Source organism: Shewanella sp. Arc9-LZ (genome assembly GCF_010092445.1).
Lineage (GTDB): Bacteria > Pseudomonadota > Gammaproteobacteria > Enterobacterales > Shewanellaceae > Shewanella.
In genome coordinates, this window is record NZ_CP048031.1 from 88,567 (window position 1) to 104,731 (window position 16,165).

16 protein-coding genes and 1 riboswitch are annotated in these 16,165 nt (G+C 42.7%); of the genes, 13 read left to right on the top strand and 3 right to left on the bottom strand.

Annotation, left to right across the window (positions count from 1 at the left end; genetic code table 11):
• Window positions 1-167 precede the first annotated feature (167 nt).
• Window positions 168-1,331 carry an iron-containing alcohol dehydrogenase gene (locus GUY17_RS00385; RefSeq protein ID WP_162021998.1) on the bottom strand — a complete coding sequence of 388 codons (1,164 nt, stop codon included), beginning with the start codon at window positions 1,329-1,331 and terminating at the stop codon, window positions 168-170.
• A 253-nt stretch (window positions 1,332-1,584) separates the two neighbouring features.
• Here GUY17_RS00385 and GUY17_RS00390 point away from each other — a divergent pair, with 253 nt between their 5' ends.
• The 6 genes from GUY17_RS00390 to GUY17_RS00415 all read left to right on the top strand — a co-directional run bounded on the left by GUY17_RS00390 (window position 1,585) and on the right by GUY17_RS00415 (window position 6,801).
• A complete protein-coding gene (locus tag GUY17_RS00390) occupies window positions 1,585-2,454 on the top strand; it encodes an AraC family transcriptional regulator (protein WP_101087437.1) in 870 nt (289 codons plus the stop codon).
• A 67-nt stretch (window positions 2,455-2,521) separates the two neighbouring features.
• A complete protein-coding gene (gene yqfB, locus GUY17_RS00395) occupies window positions 2,522-2,851 on the top strand; it encodes a N(4)-acetylcytidine aminohydrolase (RefSeq protein ID WP_174839665.1) in 330 nt (109 codons plus the stop codon).
• A 275-nt stretch (window positions 2,852-3,126) separates the two neighbouring features.
• Window positions 3,127-4,464, top strand: coding sequence for a coproporphyrinogen III oxidase family protein (locus GUY17_RS00400; RefSeq protein ID WP_162022000.1), 1,338 nt, complete (start codon window positions 3,127-3,129; stop codon window positions 4,462-4,464).
• Between the two features lie 89 nt (window positions 4,465-4,553).
• Window positions 4,554-5,399, top strand: coding sequence for a PfkB family carbohydrate kinase (locus GUY17_RS00405; RefSeq protein ID WP_101087434.1), 846 nt, complete (start codon window positions 4,554-4,556; stop codon window positions 5,397-5,399).
• Window positions 5,400-5,692: 293 nt separating this feature from the next.
• On the top strand, window positions 5,693-6,385 hold the full coding sequence (locus GUY17_RS00410; RefSeq protein WP_101087433.1) for an MOSC domain-containing protein: 693 nt from the start codon (window positions 5,693-5,695) through the stop codon (window positions 6,383-6,385).
• 68 nt (window positions 6,386-6,453) lie between these two features.
• Window positions 6,454-6,801, top strand: coding sequence for a DUF4870 domain-containing protein (locus GUY17_RS00415; protein ID WP_162024246.1), 348 nt, complete (start codon window positions 6,454-6,456; stop codon window positions 6,799-6,801).
• Window positions 6,802-6,867: 66 nt separating this feature from the next.
• Here the strand turns inward: GUY17_RS00415 and GUY17_RS00420 are convergent, their stop codons facing one another.
• Window positions 6,868-8,781 carry a methyl-accepting chemotaxis protein gene (locus tag GUY17_RS00420; protein ID WP_162022001.1) on the bottom strand — a complete coding sequence of 638 codons (1,914 nt, stop codon included), beginning with the start codon at window positions 8,779-8,781 and terminating at the stop codon, window positions 6,868-6,870.
• Window positions 8,782-8,999: 218 nt separating this feature from the next.
• Window positions 9,000-10,649: an electron transfer flavoprotein-ubiquinone oxidoreductase gene (locus GUY17_RS00425; RefSeq protein WP_101087430.1), complete on the bottom strand. Its 1,650-nt coding sequence runs from the start codon at window positions 10,647-10,649 to the stop codon at window positions 9,000-9,002.
• A 236-nt stretch (window positions 10,650-10,885) separates the two neighbouring features.
• Window positions 10,886-11,018: riboswitch (molybdenum cofactor riboswitch) on the top strand.
• Here GUY17_RS00425 and moaA point away from each other — a divergent pair.
• From moaA to GUY17_RS00460, 7 genes are all read left to right on the top strand, one after another.
• Window positions 11,006-11,986, top strand: coding sequence for a GTP 3',8-cyclase MoaA (gene moaA, locus GUY17_RS00430; protein ID WP_101087429.1), 981 nt, complete (start codon window positions 11,006-11,008; stop codon window positions 11,984-11,986). Its footprint overlaps the riboswitch before it by 13 nt.
• Before the next feature lie 87 nt (window positions 11,987-12,073).
• A complete protein-coding gene (gene moaC / locus GUY17_RS00435) occupies window positions 12,074-12,550 on the top strand; it encodes a cyclic pyranopterin monophosphate synthase MoaC (protein WP_101087428.1) in 477 nt (158 codons plus the stop codon).
• Window positions 12,551-12,614: 64 nt separating this feature from the next.
• The gene (moaD, locus tag GUY17_RS00440) at window positions 12,615-12,863 is read left to right on the top strand and encodes a molybdopterin synthase sulfur carrier subunit (RefSeq protein WP_011635576.1); all 249 of its coding nucleotides are present in this window, start codon (window positions 12,615-12,617) and stop codon (window positions 12,861-12,863) included.
• A gap of 1 nt (window position 12,864) precedes the next feature.
• Window positions 12,865-13,335, top strand: a complete 471-nt coding sequence (moaE, locus tag GUY17_RS00445; RefSeq protein ID WP_101087427.1) for a molybdopterin synthase catalytic subunit MoaE — start codon at window positions 12,865-12,867, stop codon at window positions 13,333-13,335.
• A 39-nt stretch (window positions 13,336-13,374) separates the two neighbouring features.
• Complete coding sequence (gene modA, locus GUY17_RS00450) at window positions 13,375-14,226, top strand: molybdate ABC transporter substrate-binding protein (RefSeq protein ID WP_162022002.1); 852 nt, start codon at window positions 13,375-13,377, stop codon at window positions 14,224-14,226.
• Window positions 14,226-14,906: a molybdate ABC transporter permease subunit gene (gene modB, locus GUY17_RS00455; RefSeq protein WP_101087425.1), complete on the top strand. Its 681-nt coding sequence runs from the start codon at window positions 14,226-14,228 to the stop codon at window positions 14,904-14,906. Before modA ends, modB begins: the two co-directional genes overlap by 1 nt.
• Window positions 14,887-16,008: an ABC transporter ATP-binding protein gene (locus GUY17_RS00460; protein WP_101087424.1), complete on the top strand. Its 1,122-nt coding sequence runs from the start codon at window positions 14,887-14,889 to the stop codon at window positions 16,006-16,008. The genes modB and GUY17_RS00460 overlap by 20 nt, the downstream gene beginning before the upstream one ends.
• The last annotated feature ends 157 nt before the right edge of the window (window positions 16,009-16,165 follow it).

Sequence of the window (16,165 nt, forward strand, 5' to 3'; positions counted from 1 at the left end):
CATTTCTCGTTAATAGTGCTAATGCGCAGCGTTTTTAGGCACAACAAAAGGGGCTTAGCAATGATAGTCATTGTTAAGCCCCTTTTGTTTAGTGTTAGTCATAGTCTTGGATGTAGCCGCTCAAGCCTAAGCTATGAATGGGTTGATCGCCTAGGTTGTAAGCACTATTACCACGCCATATCTAAAATCTTACGGCTGGTGGCTAAATCGACTTGGCCGCTTTCAGATAATGCCGTCATACCGTGCGCTTCTAAAGCATCTACTACTAGGCTAAGTTGTTCTTGCGTTACACCGTGATCGCGTAAACGTACTGGTAACCCCACTTGCTTAAAGAAAGCCTCTGTTTTATCAATGGCTTGATCTACACGGCTAGCCTCATCCCCTTCAGTGATATCCCAAACACGTGCTGCGTATTGCACTAATTTAGCGTGTTTTTGCTCTTTCAGCACACGCCATAGTGATGGCAATACAACGGCTAACGTTTGTGCGTGGTCGATATGGAATAGCGCAGTTAGCTCATGTCCAATCATGTGAGTAGACCAATCTAATGGCACGCCAGTGCCTATCATGCCGTTTAGGGCAGATGTTGCACTCCACATTAAGTTAGCGCGGGCATCGTAGTTCGTTGGCTCTTCAACAGTGATAGGACCAATTTCAATGAGGGTACGCATAATACCTTCTGCCATGCGGTCTTGTACGCGGGCATCAACAGGGTAAGTCGCATATTGCTCAAGCACATGCACAAATGCATCGACAACACCGTTTGCAACTTGAATTTTTGGTAAGCTGAACGTTAATTCAGGATCAAGCATGGCAAATGTTGGGTAGGCACATGGGTGATTTACTGGGAACTTACCACCTTGATAGCTTACGACTGCAAAGGCGTTCATTTCTGAACCCGTAGCTGGCAGGGTAGCAATAACGCCAAGTGGAATAACCTTGTCATTCGCCACTGGAACTGGTGTAAAGCCGTGATGTAATAAGCTTGCCGTGTCGCCATCAAACTGAGTTGCAAGGGCGATAAATTTGGTGCCGTCCATCACTGAACCACCACCAACAGCGAGTAAGAAGTCGATGTTTTCTTTACGAGCAACTTCAACTGCTTTGATCAGTGTGTCGTACTTAGGATTAGCTTCAATACCGCCAAATTCAAATACTGTGCGGTTACCTAATGCTGCTTTGACTTTATCTAGTGTGCCGAAACGTTGTACGCTGCCGCCACCGTAAGTGATTAATACTCGCGCATTGGCTGGGACAAGTTGGTCTAACTCTGCAATACGGTCTTTACCGAAAACAACATGAGTAGGGTTACGATAATCAAAATTAAGCATAATTGGTGCCTTTTGGTTTAGCGATGAAACAAATAAGTGGCTGATGATGTAAATAGATTGATGATACACAGCAGCAACGATAAATCATGTGGCTATGATAGCCTTTTGAGTCAAAATAAACATACACAGAACTGTCGTGTTCATGCCTATTCCTATCTTTATTGTATGTATATGACTATTTATTGGTAATTTTAATACCTTTTACTGCTTTTTTGGTAGTATCGATACCATAGGTTTCTCTGAGAGGAAGGGTATGAGTGAGATAGCAACATTAATGGCACTGTTGGCCCCAAAAGAAGGGGTCAATGATACGCATTTATCTGGCGTGCATGTGTTTCGCAGCTCACAATATGGTGCGCGCGGGCCAATGTGCTATTCGCAAGGGGTGCTTATTGTCGGCCAAGGCAAAAAGCGGGTTTATTTAGACAATCAAACCTTTGAATACGATCGCCAACGCTCATTAGTGATGACAGTGCCATTGCCAGTAGAATGTGAAACCTTTGCCAGTATTGAAGAACCTGTGTTGGTGTTGATGGTTGATATTGATTTAGTACAACTCAATTACATTATCCGGTTAATGGATGAGCATCATCAAATCCCTAAAGATTTAAACGAATCGCGTCAGAGCGGCTTTTTTGTTGCTGATAACACTGAAGATATGGATTGCAGTGTTATTCGGTTATTACAAGCGTTGCAGTCGCCGTTAGAAGCAAAAGTAATGGGCGAGGCGTTAGTGCTTGAGTTGTTATATCGCCTATTGGATTCCCCCAATGCAGCACCGCTTTATGCGTTGTCGTTAAGTCATACCCGTTTATCGAGGGTAGAAAAAGCCCTTAACTACATTCATAAACATTATGGTGAGTCAGTTGAAGTAGACACATTAGCAAGCTTGGTGAATATGAGCCCGTCGGCATTCCATCGTAGCTTTAAAGAAGTTACCGCTTCATCACCAATACAATATTTAAAAAAGATTCGCCTTAATAAAGCCAAAGCGTTGTTACAGTTGCAAAATCTAAAAGTAAAAGAGGTATCAACTCAGGTGGGTTATGAAAGTACGGCTCAATTTAGTCGCGAGTTTAAACGCTACTTTGATCAAAGCCCTGGCGAGTGCGCTAGGTTATAATTTGGATTTGAGCTTAACGAATGTGCTCCTAGAGGGCACGTCATAGTGTGAATGAAGGTTACCAATGATGACAGCCCCCATACATATTACTTTTTTTGAGTTTTTAACGCCGTTAGTCGCATCAGGGCAGAAGACGATTACTATTCGTGATGCCAGCGAAAATGATTATCGGCCTGGCAGCCAGGTTGAAGTGTTTACGCTCGAAAACCATATTAAGGTGTGCGATATCATTATTTTGGCCGTTGAGCCATTAGCATTTGATGATATTAACGAGTTTCATGCTACTCAAGAAAATTTGCCATTGGTTGAGTTAAAACAGCTGATACAAACTGTGTACCCTAATCAGCAAGCCCTGTTTATGATTTCATTTAAATTGGTTGATGCGTCATACTCGTGACTCTTTAATAAACGCTAGTTAATATTTCCAATGCTGTTTATTGTTGTTTTATTCCCTTGATAATCCTTTCATCATTGCTAAACAGCAATGTCTAAAACATGATCTGCTTAACAAATGAGCGATGATAACCGTGCTAGTTTGCATATCTATTAGCTACCTCACATTTTAGCCATCTCTAAAGTGATATTTTGTTTTTCTGCTTACGGTATGCGTGTTTTATTAGCGCTTGTTATTCAATGGTTTTGCTCTCAGGGCTCATTCAGTTAGGATTTTTTATGTCTTCAATAATTCAGTCAGCCAGCCAGGAGTTGATTAAACCTTATCAATCTAATATTACCGTCCCCAATTGGATGATTAGCTCTATGGAGCGGGTCATGCAGTATTATGTGGATAAAAATTTACGTTTAGACACTATTTCTACAGACCGCATGCCTAAGCCTGTTGAAGGTAAAAAGTACATGTTGTATGCGCACATTCCGTTTTGCCATACCTTGTGTTCGTTTTGTACTTTCCACCGTTTTTTATTCCGCGAAGATAAAGCACGCGAATACTTTGTCGCGCTGCGCAAAGAGATTCAAATGGCCAAAGATTTAGGCTATGAGTTTGAGTCAATGTACATTGGCGGTGGCACGACCACCGTGCTTGAAGATGAGTTAGCTCGTACCATCGAACATGCAAAAAATCTGTTTCCTGGCATTAAAGAAGTGTCTTGTGAGTCTGATCCGCAGCATTTGGCTAATCCTGAATTTAAGCAATTAAAAGGCTTAGTAGATAGAATGTCAATTGGGGTACAGAGCTTCGATGATGGCATTTTAAAAATGACCGACCGCTTAGATAAATTTGGCTCAGGTCAGCAAACTTTTGACAATATTATGGCGGCTAAAGAGCTATTTCCGATCATTAACGTGGATTTGATTTTTGGTTTTCGTGGCCAAACCAAGGAGATTATCCAGTCCGATCTGGATATGGCGTCTAAACTCGACCCGCGCCAAATTACCACTTATCCATTGATGATCACCCATCAAACTCGTAAGAGTGTTAAAGGTACGTTAGCTGCCCCTCAGGGCGAAATGATGGATCAGTATCGCCAAATTTTAAATACTTTAACCGGACAATATACCCAATTATCAGCTTGGGCGTTTGGTAAAACCAATGACGAAGGTTTTGATGAGTATGTTATTGATTATGATGAATACTTGGGGGTTGGTTCTGGCTCATTTAGCTTTTTAAATGACACGCTATATGTGAATACCTTTTCACTGAAAAAATACCAACAACGTATTGCCGAAGGCCGTATGGCGGTTGAGCAACAGAAAAAATACCAGCTAAAAGAAGTGATGCAATATCGCTTTTTGCTGGGTATGTTTTCGGGGCGTTTATCGCGTAAATATTTCCGTGACACTTTTAACGTTAATTTAGACACTGCGTTGTTTAAAGAAATGACCTCAATGAAAGCTATGGGAGCCATTAAAAATGACCCAGTTAATCCAGACGAATTAATCGTAACTGATAATGGCAAAATGTTGGGGTTATTGATGATGAAGGAGTTTTACTCCGGTATGGACAATGTGCGCGCCCAATTACGACAACCACTTGGCGCAACGGATATGTAATCTCGTTTAGATTAGCAAAGGCCGTGATTATCACGGCCTTTTTGTTATACTCAAGGCTCTTTTTATCTACGCTTTTTTAGGTGAGTTGCATGGCCAATATTCTTTTGCTTGCCAATATCAATTGTGATCGCATTTTAATGCTTGATAAGCCCTTACAAACGGGTGGTCGATTTCATTATCAGGATGGTGGATTGCGTTTAGGTGGTGGCGGCGCAAACACGGGATTAGGTTTAGTGTGGGCTCAACATAATGTTTCACTAGTAAGTGAAGTCGGTAGTGATGACATAGGCGACTGGATTTTAGCTAAAGCCAGTACCTTAGGGCTTGATTGTCGTTTGGTACATCGTTTTGTTGGTAATACGTGTGAGATGTTACTGGTGATGACGCCTGATGGTGAACGAACCATTATTCGACCTCAGCGACCTGTTTTTGAACTTCCTGCGCCACCAGATTGGCAACATTGGGATGCTTTTTATATTAATTCATCGGCCAAAGGTGCTGGCGCTTGGGCGGCGGATGCGATGGCGTGTAACCCTAACTGTAAAGTGATATCGCAATTAGCCAAGGATGAACGTAATCGTCCTTGTCATGTGTTGATCGCTTCAATTACCGATATGCAAGGTCGTTGCAATCAGGACCCATGGCGGTTTGCTCAGGCTATTGCTGGTGATGCATTGGAACACTTTATTGTGACAGATGGCGACCAAGGGGCGATGGTGTACAGTAATGCTGGAGAACAACATGTGCCAGCCGTTATTGCCAATGTGGTTGACACGACTGGTGCTGGCGATGCCTATGCCGCAGGCGTTATTCATGGTTTATGTCAGCAAATGTCTATTACTGATGCTATGCATGAAGGTGCGTTGTGGGCATCATTTGCGGTAGCCACAAAAAGCTCTATTCCTGGTAAGGCACTTAAGCAGTATCTAACCTAAGCCCAACACGGGTTAAGTTAAGGTTTACAGGTGAACATTGTGCATTTGTTAAGTGTGTGCGGATAACTCAAATAATATTGCTTTGTCATTTTAGTGTCATTGTTGGCCTATATGATGAGCCCGTCTAAACAACTTTTATAGCGTCGAATGGTTCAGACCATTTTTAGCTATTATTTTTGCTATATTATCTCCCATTTTATTTATGGCCTTACTCTTCCCCTGTAAGGCTTTTTTTTGTCTGAAAATTGGGTATATTGGCACTCTATAATCATGCTTAAGCAAGGGTATGCTGGATGAGTAAGCTATTGGTAAAGAGTATTTCTGGGCTGTATTTAGGCGACCAAGTGCAAATGCATAACGGTGTTGCCAGTTGTATTAACCAAAAACATGCCGCTAAGCAGTTGACCGTGCAATTTGACCACGTAATAGGCAATCGTGAGGCCGACCCTAAACATCACGGCGGCCTCGATAGAGTGTTGCATCATTTTCCGCGTGAGCATTATGGCCAATATCGCCGCTGGGATTTAATGACTACGTTTCGTGATGCACCTTCAATGGGTGAAAATATCAGTACCGTTGGCCTTAATGAAGCACAGGTTAATATTGGTGACATCATCCAAATTGGTGATGTCACCTTGCAAGTTACACAACCTCGTTCACCGTGTTTCAAACTCAACTTACAGTTTGGTCATCCTAAATTTGCCTTAGCCATGCAAGAAAGCCGTATGTGCGGCTGGTTTTATCGAGTGTTGTCTGAAGGTGACATTCGTCCGAGTGACAGTATCTGTTTGCTAGAAAGAAAAACGGATATCAGTGTGGCTAAAGCGATGCAGATTTATTTTTTAGCTGAATTTGATGCAGAGCAATATCAGACATTGCTTGAGTGCGAAGGCTTAGCGCAAAGTTGGGTTAATTCATTGCAACGCCGGTTGGATCAGCAAAGTATAGAAGATTGGGCAATGCGTTTATATGGCAACGCCAGTTAATGCCTCCCAGTATGATAAGAACGATATGATAAAAACAACATGATAAGGAATATCAAATGAATGAACCGATGGTCGAAGTTAGCAAGCAAGCCAAAGATATGGGGTTATTGATCCATGCTGCCAGTTTTGCCGGTTATGTGTTTCCGCTAGGAAGTGTTTTAGGCCCTTTAATTGTCTGGTTAATGAAGCGTGATGAATTTGAGTTTGCCAATCAATGCGGCAAGAACTGTCTTAATTTTAAATTGAGCTTAATGATATATGCCATGGTGTCAGCAATATTAATTTTGATTGGCGTGGGAGTAATACTATTAGCCGCTCTAGCATTGCTTGATATTATTTGTACTATTATCGCGATTGTTAAAGCCAACGATGGCATAGCTTACCAATATCCGCTCACTATCTGGTTTATTAAGTAACCCGAACTCGAAATAAAAACGCCACTCAAATGTGTGGCGTTTTTGTTAAAGCGCTTTCTAAAGATATTACACTTTAAAGCGGGCTACTAAGACATCTAGTCGACTGGCTAACTGATTCAATGATTTACTCGCATTTGCAGCCGCGTGAGCGGTATCTGCTGTTCGTAGAGTGATATCGTTGATTTCAGTCACATTACGATTAATGTCTTCAACCACGGTAGATTGCTCTTCAGTGGCGGCAGCAACTTGAATGTTCATATCGCTAATTAGCGCAATACGTTCGCTAATACCACTTAACGACTGGCTTGCTTCATCGACAGCTGTAACACCTTCGAGTGAGCGGCTACGAGATTGCTCCATAGCATTAACTGCGCGACTGGTTTCTGATTGAAGCTTATCAATCATATTTTGCACTTGGTTGGTTGATGCTGCGGTGCGAGAAGCTAAGTTACGTACTTCATCTGCAACCACAGCAAAGCCTCGTCCAGCTTCTCCAGCGCGAGCGGCTTCAATCGCTGCGTTCAGTGCCAATAAGTTGGTTTGCTCTGAAATGGCACGAATAACATCTAAAATACTGCCAATCGATTTAGTGTGTGTCGCTAGCGACTCAATCACTTCACCGACTTGTTCAACGTCTTTAGACAATTGATTAATAGTCGAACGCGCTCGAGTGACCACTTTTTGGCCATCAACGGATTCAGTATCAGCATCACGAGCGGTGACAGCGGCTTGAGCTGCATTGCTAGCAATTTCGTTAACCGTGGCGCCCATTTCGTTAATGGCAGTAACAACCATGATGGTACGGTCTTTTTGTAACTGACTATCCGCTAATGTTTGATTAGATTGGTTTGATACATCAAGTGCCGATAAACCTAGTTGTTCGCTGGTTTTGGCAACTTCGACTACAGTATCTTGGATTTTGCTGATGAAGCTATTAAAGCCTCGGGCAAGCTGGGCAATTTCGTCATCGCCATTAACTGGTAATCTTTGGCGTAAATCACCTTCACCTTCACCAATGTTACGAAATAGCTCGGCAATATGTGCAATCGGACGGCTAACCGAACCCGCGACGGCAATTGAAATGGCAATAAATACCGCAGCGATCAGTACGGTCCATAATAATATCTGATAAGCCGACTCTTGTAGCAGGGCAAATACTTCTGCTTCAGGTACTTGAGCGACCAAGTACCAATCCATTGATTTAATGTAGCTACTGGCAATTAACATGTGCTGACCATCTACTTCTGCTTTAACTAAGTTAAAGTCATTTTTGTTTAGTAGCTGGTTAGTATTAGCGTTAGGGTAAAGGTTACTGAGTTTGCTTTTACCGATCTTACTCGTGTCTTGGTGCAGTTTGACGTCACCTTTAGTATCAACTAAATATACAAATCCGCTGTCTTCAATTTTAAATGAAGCCAGTAAATTAACCATATCATCTAACGATTTTGCTAGGCCTACCAAACCTCGACCATCAGGTTGTTGATAATTAATGTAAAGCTTAACATCACCGTTACTAGGCTCTGTGAATACATTCAGCATTCGCTCTTGCTTACTATCGCGATAGTCAAAAAACCAAGCATCTTGTTGTTGGTTTAATATGCGTAAAAACCCATCTTGGTTGTAGTAGGCCGCGGTTTCACGGTCGGCATAAGATGCTTGAGCTAAATCATATTGATTTTTTATGCTATTAAGTTCAGCTATAACAATTTTTTCTTGGTCTGCAGGTCGGCCATTTTCAAGCCATTCAAGCAACATTTTACTATTAGCTAGCTGTTCGCCTGCATTCATTAGGCTACTGATTTCGAGATCGATCTCGTTGCGAATTTGCATGAGCAAACTCGGCATTTCCGAGTTTAGCATCCGCTGTTCAACAACTTGTTTTGCACTTCGTTGACTTAATAATCCGACTAAGATCGTGGATAGCAATACAGCAACCGTCACGGTCAGTAATATTTTTTGCTTAATGGTAAGTGTATTCATCTACAACAGCCTCTTGGGAGTATCTCTATGGTATATCGGACACAATGGCAATAAATTGATAGTTATTTTGCTGTTAAGTTGATTCAGTCAGCAAAATAGCCTTTTGGTGTAGGTTGTTTTGATTTTATGTGGGTAATGATAGTCGATAAAACAAAAAAAACGCACCTATATTTAAGTGCGTTTTATTGACTGTGCCAATATTTTAACTATTGGTTCGCTTACATATTTGGATAGTTTGGCCCGCCGCCGCCTTCTGGTGTGACCCAGGTAATGTTTTGGCTTGGGTCTTTAATGTCACAAGTTTTACAGTGAATGCAATTTTGTCCATTAATGACAAACTTTTTGTCACCGGCTGCTTCAACAACTTCATAAACCCCGGCAGGACAGTAACGTTGCGCGGGTTCATCAAATTTAACTAAGTTAACCGATATTGGGATGCTTTGGTCTTTTAGATGTAAATGACACAGCTGATCTTCTTCATGAAAAGTATTCGACAGATATACCGACGATAACTTATCAAAACTCAACTTGCCGTCAGGTTTAGGATAGTCAATTTTATTGTAATCGCTAGCTAAGCCCATCGTGGCGTAATCTGGGGTCGTGTCTCTAAACGTCAGCGGAAACTTGCCACCAAACCAATTTTGGTCGATATAGTTAAAGGCGCCACCGATTAGCGTGCCAAACTTATGCATTGCAGGACCAAAGTTGCGCGAGCTATAAAGCTCTTCATGTAGCCAGCTTTTTTCGAAGCGGTCTTGGAAGCAATCGAGATCTTTGCCGCCTTCAAGCCCGGCAATTAAGCCTTCGCCTAAGGTTTTTGCCGCGATGATACCGCTTTTAATTGCCGTATGCGTGCCTTTGATTTTGGCAAAGTTAAGCGTACCCGCATTACAGCCAATGATTAAACCACCAGGAAAACTCATTTTAGGTAATGAATTTAAGCCGCCTTTGGCAAGGGCGCGAGCACCATAGGATAAGCGCTCACCGCCAGTTAATGTTTCGGCAATCACTGGGTGTGTTTTATAGCGTTGAAACTCATCAAATGGACTGAGATGAGGGTTTTTATAGTTTAAATCAATAATTAACCCTACAGCAACTTGGTTGTCTTCCATGTGGTACAGGAATCCACCACCAGATGAGCCATCCACGAGAGGCCAGCCACCGGTATGAACCACTTTACCCTGTTGATGTTGTTCTGCAGGGATTTTCCAAATTTCTTTAAAGCCTAAGCCATAATGCTGTGGCGTTTTACCATTGTCTAAATGGTATTTTTGGATCAGTTGTTTACCTAAATGGCCACGGCAGCCTTCTGAAAATACGGTGTATTTGGCATGCAATTCCATACCCGGCATATAGCTGTCTTTATGTTGACCATTTTCGCCAACACCCATATCACCGATTAAAATGCCTTTAACGCTGTTATCTTCATTAAACAGTAATTCACTGGCTGCAAAACCTGGGAAAATCTCTACGCCCATGGCTTCAGCTCGGTTGGCTAACCAGCGAGCTAAGTTACCCACACTAATAATGTAGTTACCATCATTGTGCATTGTTTTAGGCACTAAACTGTTGGGCATTAAGCGAGATTTTGTCTCTGAGTTTAGCAGGTAGATTTCGTCATGAGTGACTTTGGTGGTTAGCGGGATGTCTGAATCACGCCAATCATTAAATAATTCGTCCAGTACATCGGGTTCAAATACGGCACCCGATAAAATATGAGCACCAACCTCAGAGCCTTTTTCTACCACGCAAACAGTGATTTCTTTATCGGCATCTTTAGATATTTGCATTAAACGACAAGCGGTCGCCAAACCTGCAGGGCCAGCACCGACAATTACTACGTCGAACTCCATTGACTCGCGTTCCATCTTCTCACCTTTCAAAGTTTCCCGTTCATTGCGGGTTTATTGTTTTTTATAACGATTAAAATAAGTAAACGATCGTTTATCCTTTACTCACCTTACCGCAAAATGAACGTTTGTCACAGTGGCAAACTCAATCTTGTTAGCGTGAGTCGAGTCACAAATAGATAACGATATAGTCTTTCAAGCTAAGATATTCACCTAAAGGGGTATTTGTAAAACGGTATTTAGGCCTATAATTGGATCTGACGGTTCTCCGAGCTTTTTGCCCTACGTCAATGATATGGGCAGTTAGCCGTGGTAATTTTGCCACCGGGGTGAGTAAAGAAATGCACTCACCTCCCACACTTGGAAAGGTTAACATGTCCCAACTACAAGACAGCTTTGGTCGACGATTTCACTATTTGCGGATGTCAGTTACTGATGTTTGCAATTTCAAATGCACTTATTGTTTACCCGACGGTTATCGTCCGGATGGTAAACCTACCTTCTTAACCCTCAACGAGATTGAAAATCTGGTTGCCGGTTTCGGTGAGGTAGGCACACAAAAAGTTCGTATCACTGGTGGCGAGCCCACTCTACGCAAGGATTTCACAGATATTGTGCGGATCGTTGCCGACAATCCCAATATTAATACCGTAGCGATGACCACCAATGGGTACCGTTTACAGCAACATGCCAAAGAATGGTATGACGCAGGTTTACGGCGCATTAATGTGTCTGTTGATAGCTTAGATCCTAAAATGTTTTATCAAATTACTGGCGAAAATAAGTTCGACCAAGTAATGCGCGGTATTGACGCGGCTCTTGAAGCGGGTTTTGAGCGAGTTAAAGTCAATGCCGTATTATTGAAAGGCTTAAACGACAAAGATTTACCGCGTTTTTTACAGTGGATTAAAAACACGCCTATTGATTTACGTTTTATTGAATTAATGGAAACCGGTTTAGGTCACGACTACTTCAATGCGCATCATTTGGCGGGTGTAGACATTAAAAAACAACTTGAGCGAGAAGGCTGGTTATATGACTTGCCAAGTGTTGATGATGGTCCTGCGCAAAACTTTAGCCATGCAGATTATCAAGGTCGTATTGGATTAATTATGCCTTACGCCAAGAATTTCTGTGCCAGCTGTAACCGCTTACGAGTTTCTGCAAAGGGTAAATTACATTTATGTTTGTTTACTGAAAATGGCGTCGATTTACGCGATTTAATACAAAACCCTTCGCAGCGAGATGAATTAATTAGCCGCTTACACGGTCAATTAGCGCAGAAAAAAGAAACCCACTTTTTACATCAAGGCATTACAGGTGTGACTCAACACCTTGCCTCTATTGGTGGTTAAGCCGTTATTGAGTTAAACCGACTGACGCGGCAATACATGTGACGCTCAGTCGATGGACATTGAATTTGATTAAGGCAGTAAAAAAGTATGAGCAATTGTTTTACCCATATTAACGCCGATGGCAATGCCCATATGGTCGATGTGACTGAAAAAGCCGTCACTGAGCGCGAAGCCCGCGCTGAAGCTTTTATTGATATGGCACCAGATACCTTAGCCATGATCATGAATGGCAGCCATCACAAAGGTGATGTTTTTGCTACCGCACGTATTGCCGGTATTCAAGCGGCTAAGAAAACATCTGATTTGATCCCATTATGTCACCCTTTGATGCTGACTAAGGTGGAGGTGGAGCTTGAAGCTCAGCCTGAGCATAACCGTGTACGCATTACCAGTTTGTGCAAGTTGTCGGGTAAAACCGGTGTTGAAATGGAAGCGCTAACCGCAGCTTCTGTGGCAGCCTTAACCATTTACGACATGTGTAAAGCCGTACAAAAAGACATGATTATTTCTCAAGTTCGTTTGCTTGAAAAACGCGGCGGGAAATCGGGTCATTTTAAAGTCTAATTCGGCCATTACGAACTAACATAAACCCAATATTTGTTATGAATAAATGCATTGAGAGACCACTATGATCCAAGTGTTATTTTTTGCGCAAATCCGTGAGTTATTAGGCACCGCTAAAGTTGAACACAGTGGCGATAATATTGATACTGCAGAAGCATTACGTGCAGCGCTTGCCGCTACTGATGATAAATGGGCCAAAGTGTTGGCATCAGACAAATTGCTGGTGGCGATTAATCAAACCATGAGTCAGTGGGATTCACCGGTAAATGATGGCGATGAAGTGGCCTTTTTCCCTCCAGTCACAGGGGGGTAACATGGAACATCATAGCAACCAAATTGTTGTACGAGTCCATACGGAAGACTTTAGTGTCGCTGATGAATACGCCTTACTTGCCTGTGATAATCAGGACGGTGCCGTGGTTAATTTTGTTGGCAAAGTACGAGACTTTAATGATGGCAGCGCTGTAACTGACTTAACCCTCGAACATTATCCTGGTATGACTGAATCAGTATTACTGCAGATTAGCCAACAGGCTTGTGAACGTTGGCCTTTAAATAAAGTGACGATTATTCATCGAGTGGGTACGTTGTCGCTCGGCGAACAAATTGTGTTTATTGGTGTAACCAGTGCTCATCGTAAAGCGGCTTTTGCGGCATGTGAGTTTTTAATCGATTTTTTAAAAACGAAAGCGCCTTTTTGGAAGCTTGAAGCAGGTGATACTGGCGCTAAGTGGGTTGAAGCGCGTGATAGCGATCAGCAAGCAGCCAAAATGTGGCAAAAGTAATCGTCTATATGGCTCGTACATAGCAAGGATAAACCCTCAATGTCTTTCATTAACGCCAACATTACTCAGCGTGCATACTCATATCTACCCCGATTCCGGGCTGGCGTTATCGCATTATTCTTTGCCATTGTTAGTTCCGTAGGGTTTAGTTCTGCAAGTGTCGCGAGTGATGCTCCGGCCATTGCTGCGGCTGCTAACATTAAATTTGCGGTAGATGAGATAGCGATACGTTTTCAGCAGCAAACGGGTTTGGCTCTGCGGATCAGTTATGGTTCTTCGGGTAATTTTGTCACCCAAATTCAGCATGGTGCACCGTTTGAGATGATGCTCAGTGCCGATGAAGATTATATTGAGCGGTTACATCAAGCGGGCTTTACCCAAAATGATGGCGTTGTTTATGCCATCGGTCGGCTTGCTCTTGCTGCACCTAAGAAGTCGCCGTTAATTTTAGATCCTGAGTTAGTTGGGTTAGCGCAATTAATCACCGATGGAAAGGTGTCTCGTTTTGCGATAGCAAATCCTGATCATGCTCCCTATGGTGAACGTGCGCGTGAAGTCCTTAAAGCGAAAGGTTTGTGGGACGCACTGCAACCTAAACTGATTTTAGGTGAAAATGCTTCACAAGCTGCCCAATTTACCATTAGTGGATCGACTCAAGGTGGTATTGTGCCGTTATCATTGGTGCTATCTCCTGAATTTACCAAGCGTGGCAACTATGTGGTTATCCCTGATTCGCTATATCAACCGCTTAATCAACGGATGGCATTAATGCCTAATGCATCTGAAACTGCGGAGCGATTTTATCAATACATGCAATCAGCAGATGCACAGGAAGTATTAACTCAATTTGGGTTTAATTTACCAAAATCTGCTGTTAAGAAGGCTGATTAATGGATTGGCAAGCTCTGTGGCTGTCGGTCAAACTGAGTTGTTTTACCGTAGTATTGTTAATTCCGTTGGCCATTATTGTCGGGCGGGCGTTGGCATATCGCCAATTTAAAGGTAAATCATGGCTTGAAGCTTTAATCATGGTGCCGTTAGTGTTACCGCCAACGGTCATTGGTTATTACCTGCTAGTAGGGTTAGGTAATCAGAGCATGATTGGTCAATGGGTTGAGCAGTTAACCGGCCAACAATTGGTGTTTCATTTCTCAGGATTGGTAATCGCTTCCATTATCGTCAATATTCCCTTTGCGGTTCAGCCTATTCAACGTGCTTTTGAAACCATTCCTATCGATATTCGTGATGCCGCAGCTTGCTGTGGCATGAGTCGATTACGGATATTTTTTCGAATAGAATTACCTATGATATGGCCTGGTGTATTAACGGCCGTTGTACTGTGTTTTTCCCATGTATTGGGCGAATTTGGTGTGGTGTTGATGTTGGGCGGTAACATTGCCGGTGAAACCAAAACCATCTCAATAGCGATTTATGATAGTGTGCAGGCATTCGATTTCGATTCTGCAGGAATGATGTCTTTGGTATTATTGTTGTTTGCGGTGAGTGCGTTAGCGCTAACTACAAGTATGTCGAAGCGCTTAGGAGGGCATCGTGGTGCCTCACAACGCTGACCTTATATGTGATATTTCACAAACATTGCCCATTCCATTGGAAGCTCACTTCAGTTGTCGGGCCGGTGAAGTGCTAGCCGTGGTTGGCCCTTCTGGTGGCGGTAAAACCACCTTACTGAGAATGATTGCCGGTTTGAGTCTACCTCAACGGGGCCACATTCATTGTGGTGATAGATTATGGTTTGATGCAGAGCAGTCTATTTCGTTAACTCCCCAGCAGCGACACATCGGTTATATGCCACAGCATTTTGGCCTGTTCCCACATTTATCGGCACTCGACAATGTTATTTCTGGGCTCGATCATGTGCCGAAAGAATTACGAAAGCAACGAGCGTTAGATTGGCTAGAACGTGTCAATTTACATGGGTTGCCTGATCGCTTACCCGCACAATTGTCTGGTGGACAACGTCAACGAGTTGCGCTTGCCCGTGCTCTCGCACGTGAGCCGGCTATCCTACTGTTAGATGAACCCTTTTCTGCGGTAGACCGAGAAACCCGCGAACGCTTGTATATTGAGTTAGCTCGCTTAAAGCAGCAATTGTCTATTCCCGTGGTCATGGTAACGCATGACATCCATGAGGCATTGTTACTGGCCGATAAGATGATACTGATTAGTCAGGGGCAAATGCTGCAACAAGGCAAACCATTTGAGGTACTATCTCATCCTAATAACGAAGCGGTTGCACGGCAAATGGGCTTGAGGAATATTTTTGACGGTCAAGTCGTATCGCAAGATATTGAACGTAATATGACCCAATTTACACTAGGTGATGAATTGATTGTCAGCGACAGTGCACCAACATTAACTGTCGGCCAATCTATCCGTTGGGTTATTCCAAATCAAGGTATTCGCTTTAACGCCATTAGCAGCGGTCGTCTGTGTAAAAGCTTAAATAAATTAGAAGTACTTATTGAATCTGTGTTGGTGATGGGTGAATCATCACGAGTGATAGCGTCAGTTGTAGGCATTGGATCCATTATCAATGCAGACGTGCCGACACATTTAGTGCATAAGTTAGCCTTAGCGCCAGGGGTGCAAACGACTATTGCGCTTAAGTCCGATCAAATTCATATTTTAAGTGCACAGTCTGAACTCGGATAACCAAGGTTAAATAATGATTTTTACTGCTCAGAATGTCAGATTTCTGATAATAAACCGGTGATTGATATTTGAATAAGGCCATTTAGCGCGCTAAATAGCGCATTTGATATAAAACCTTCCCATTTGTGCTGATTTGTATAGGTTTACCCGCTGTCAC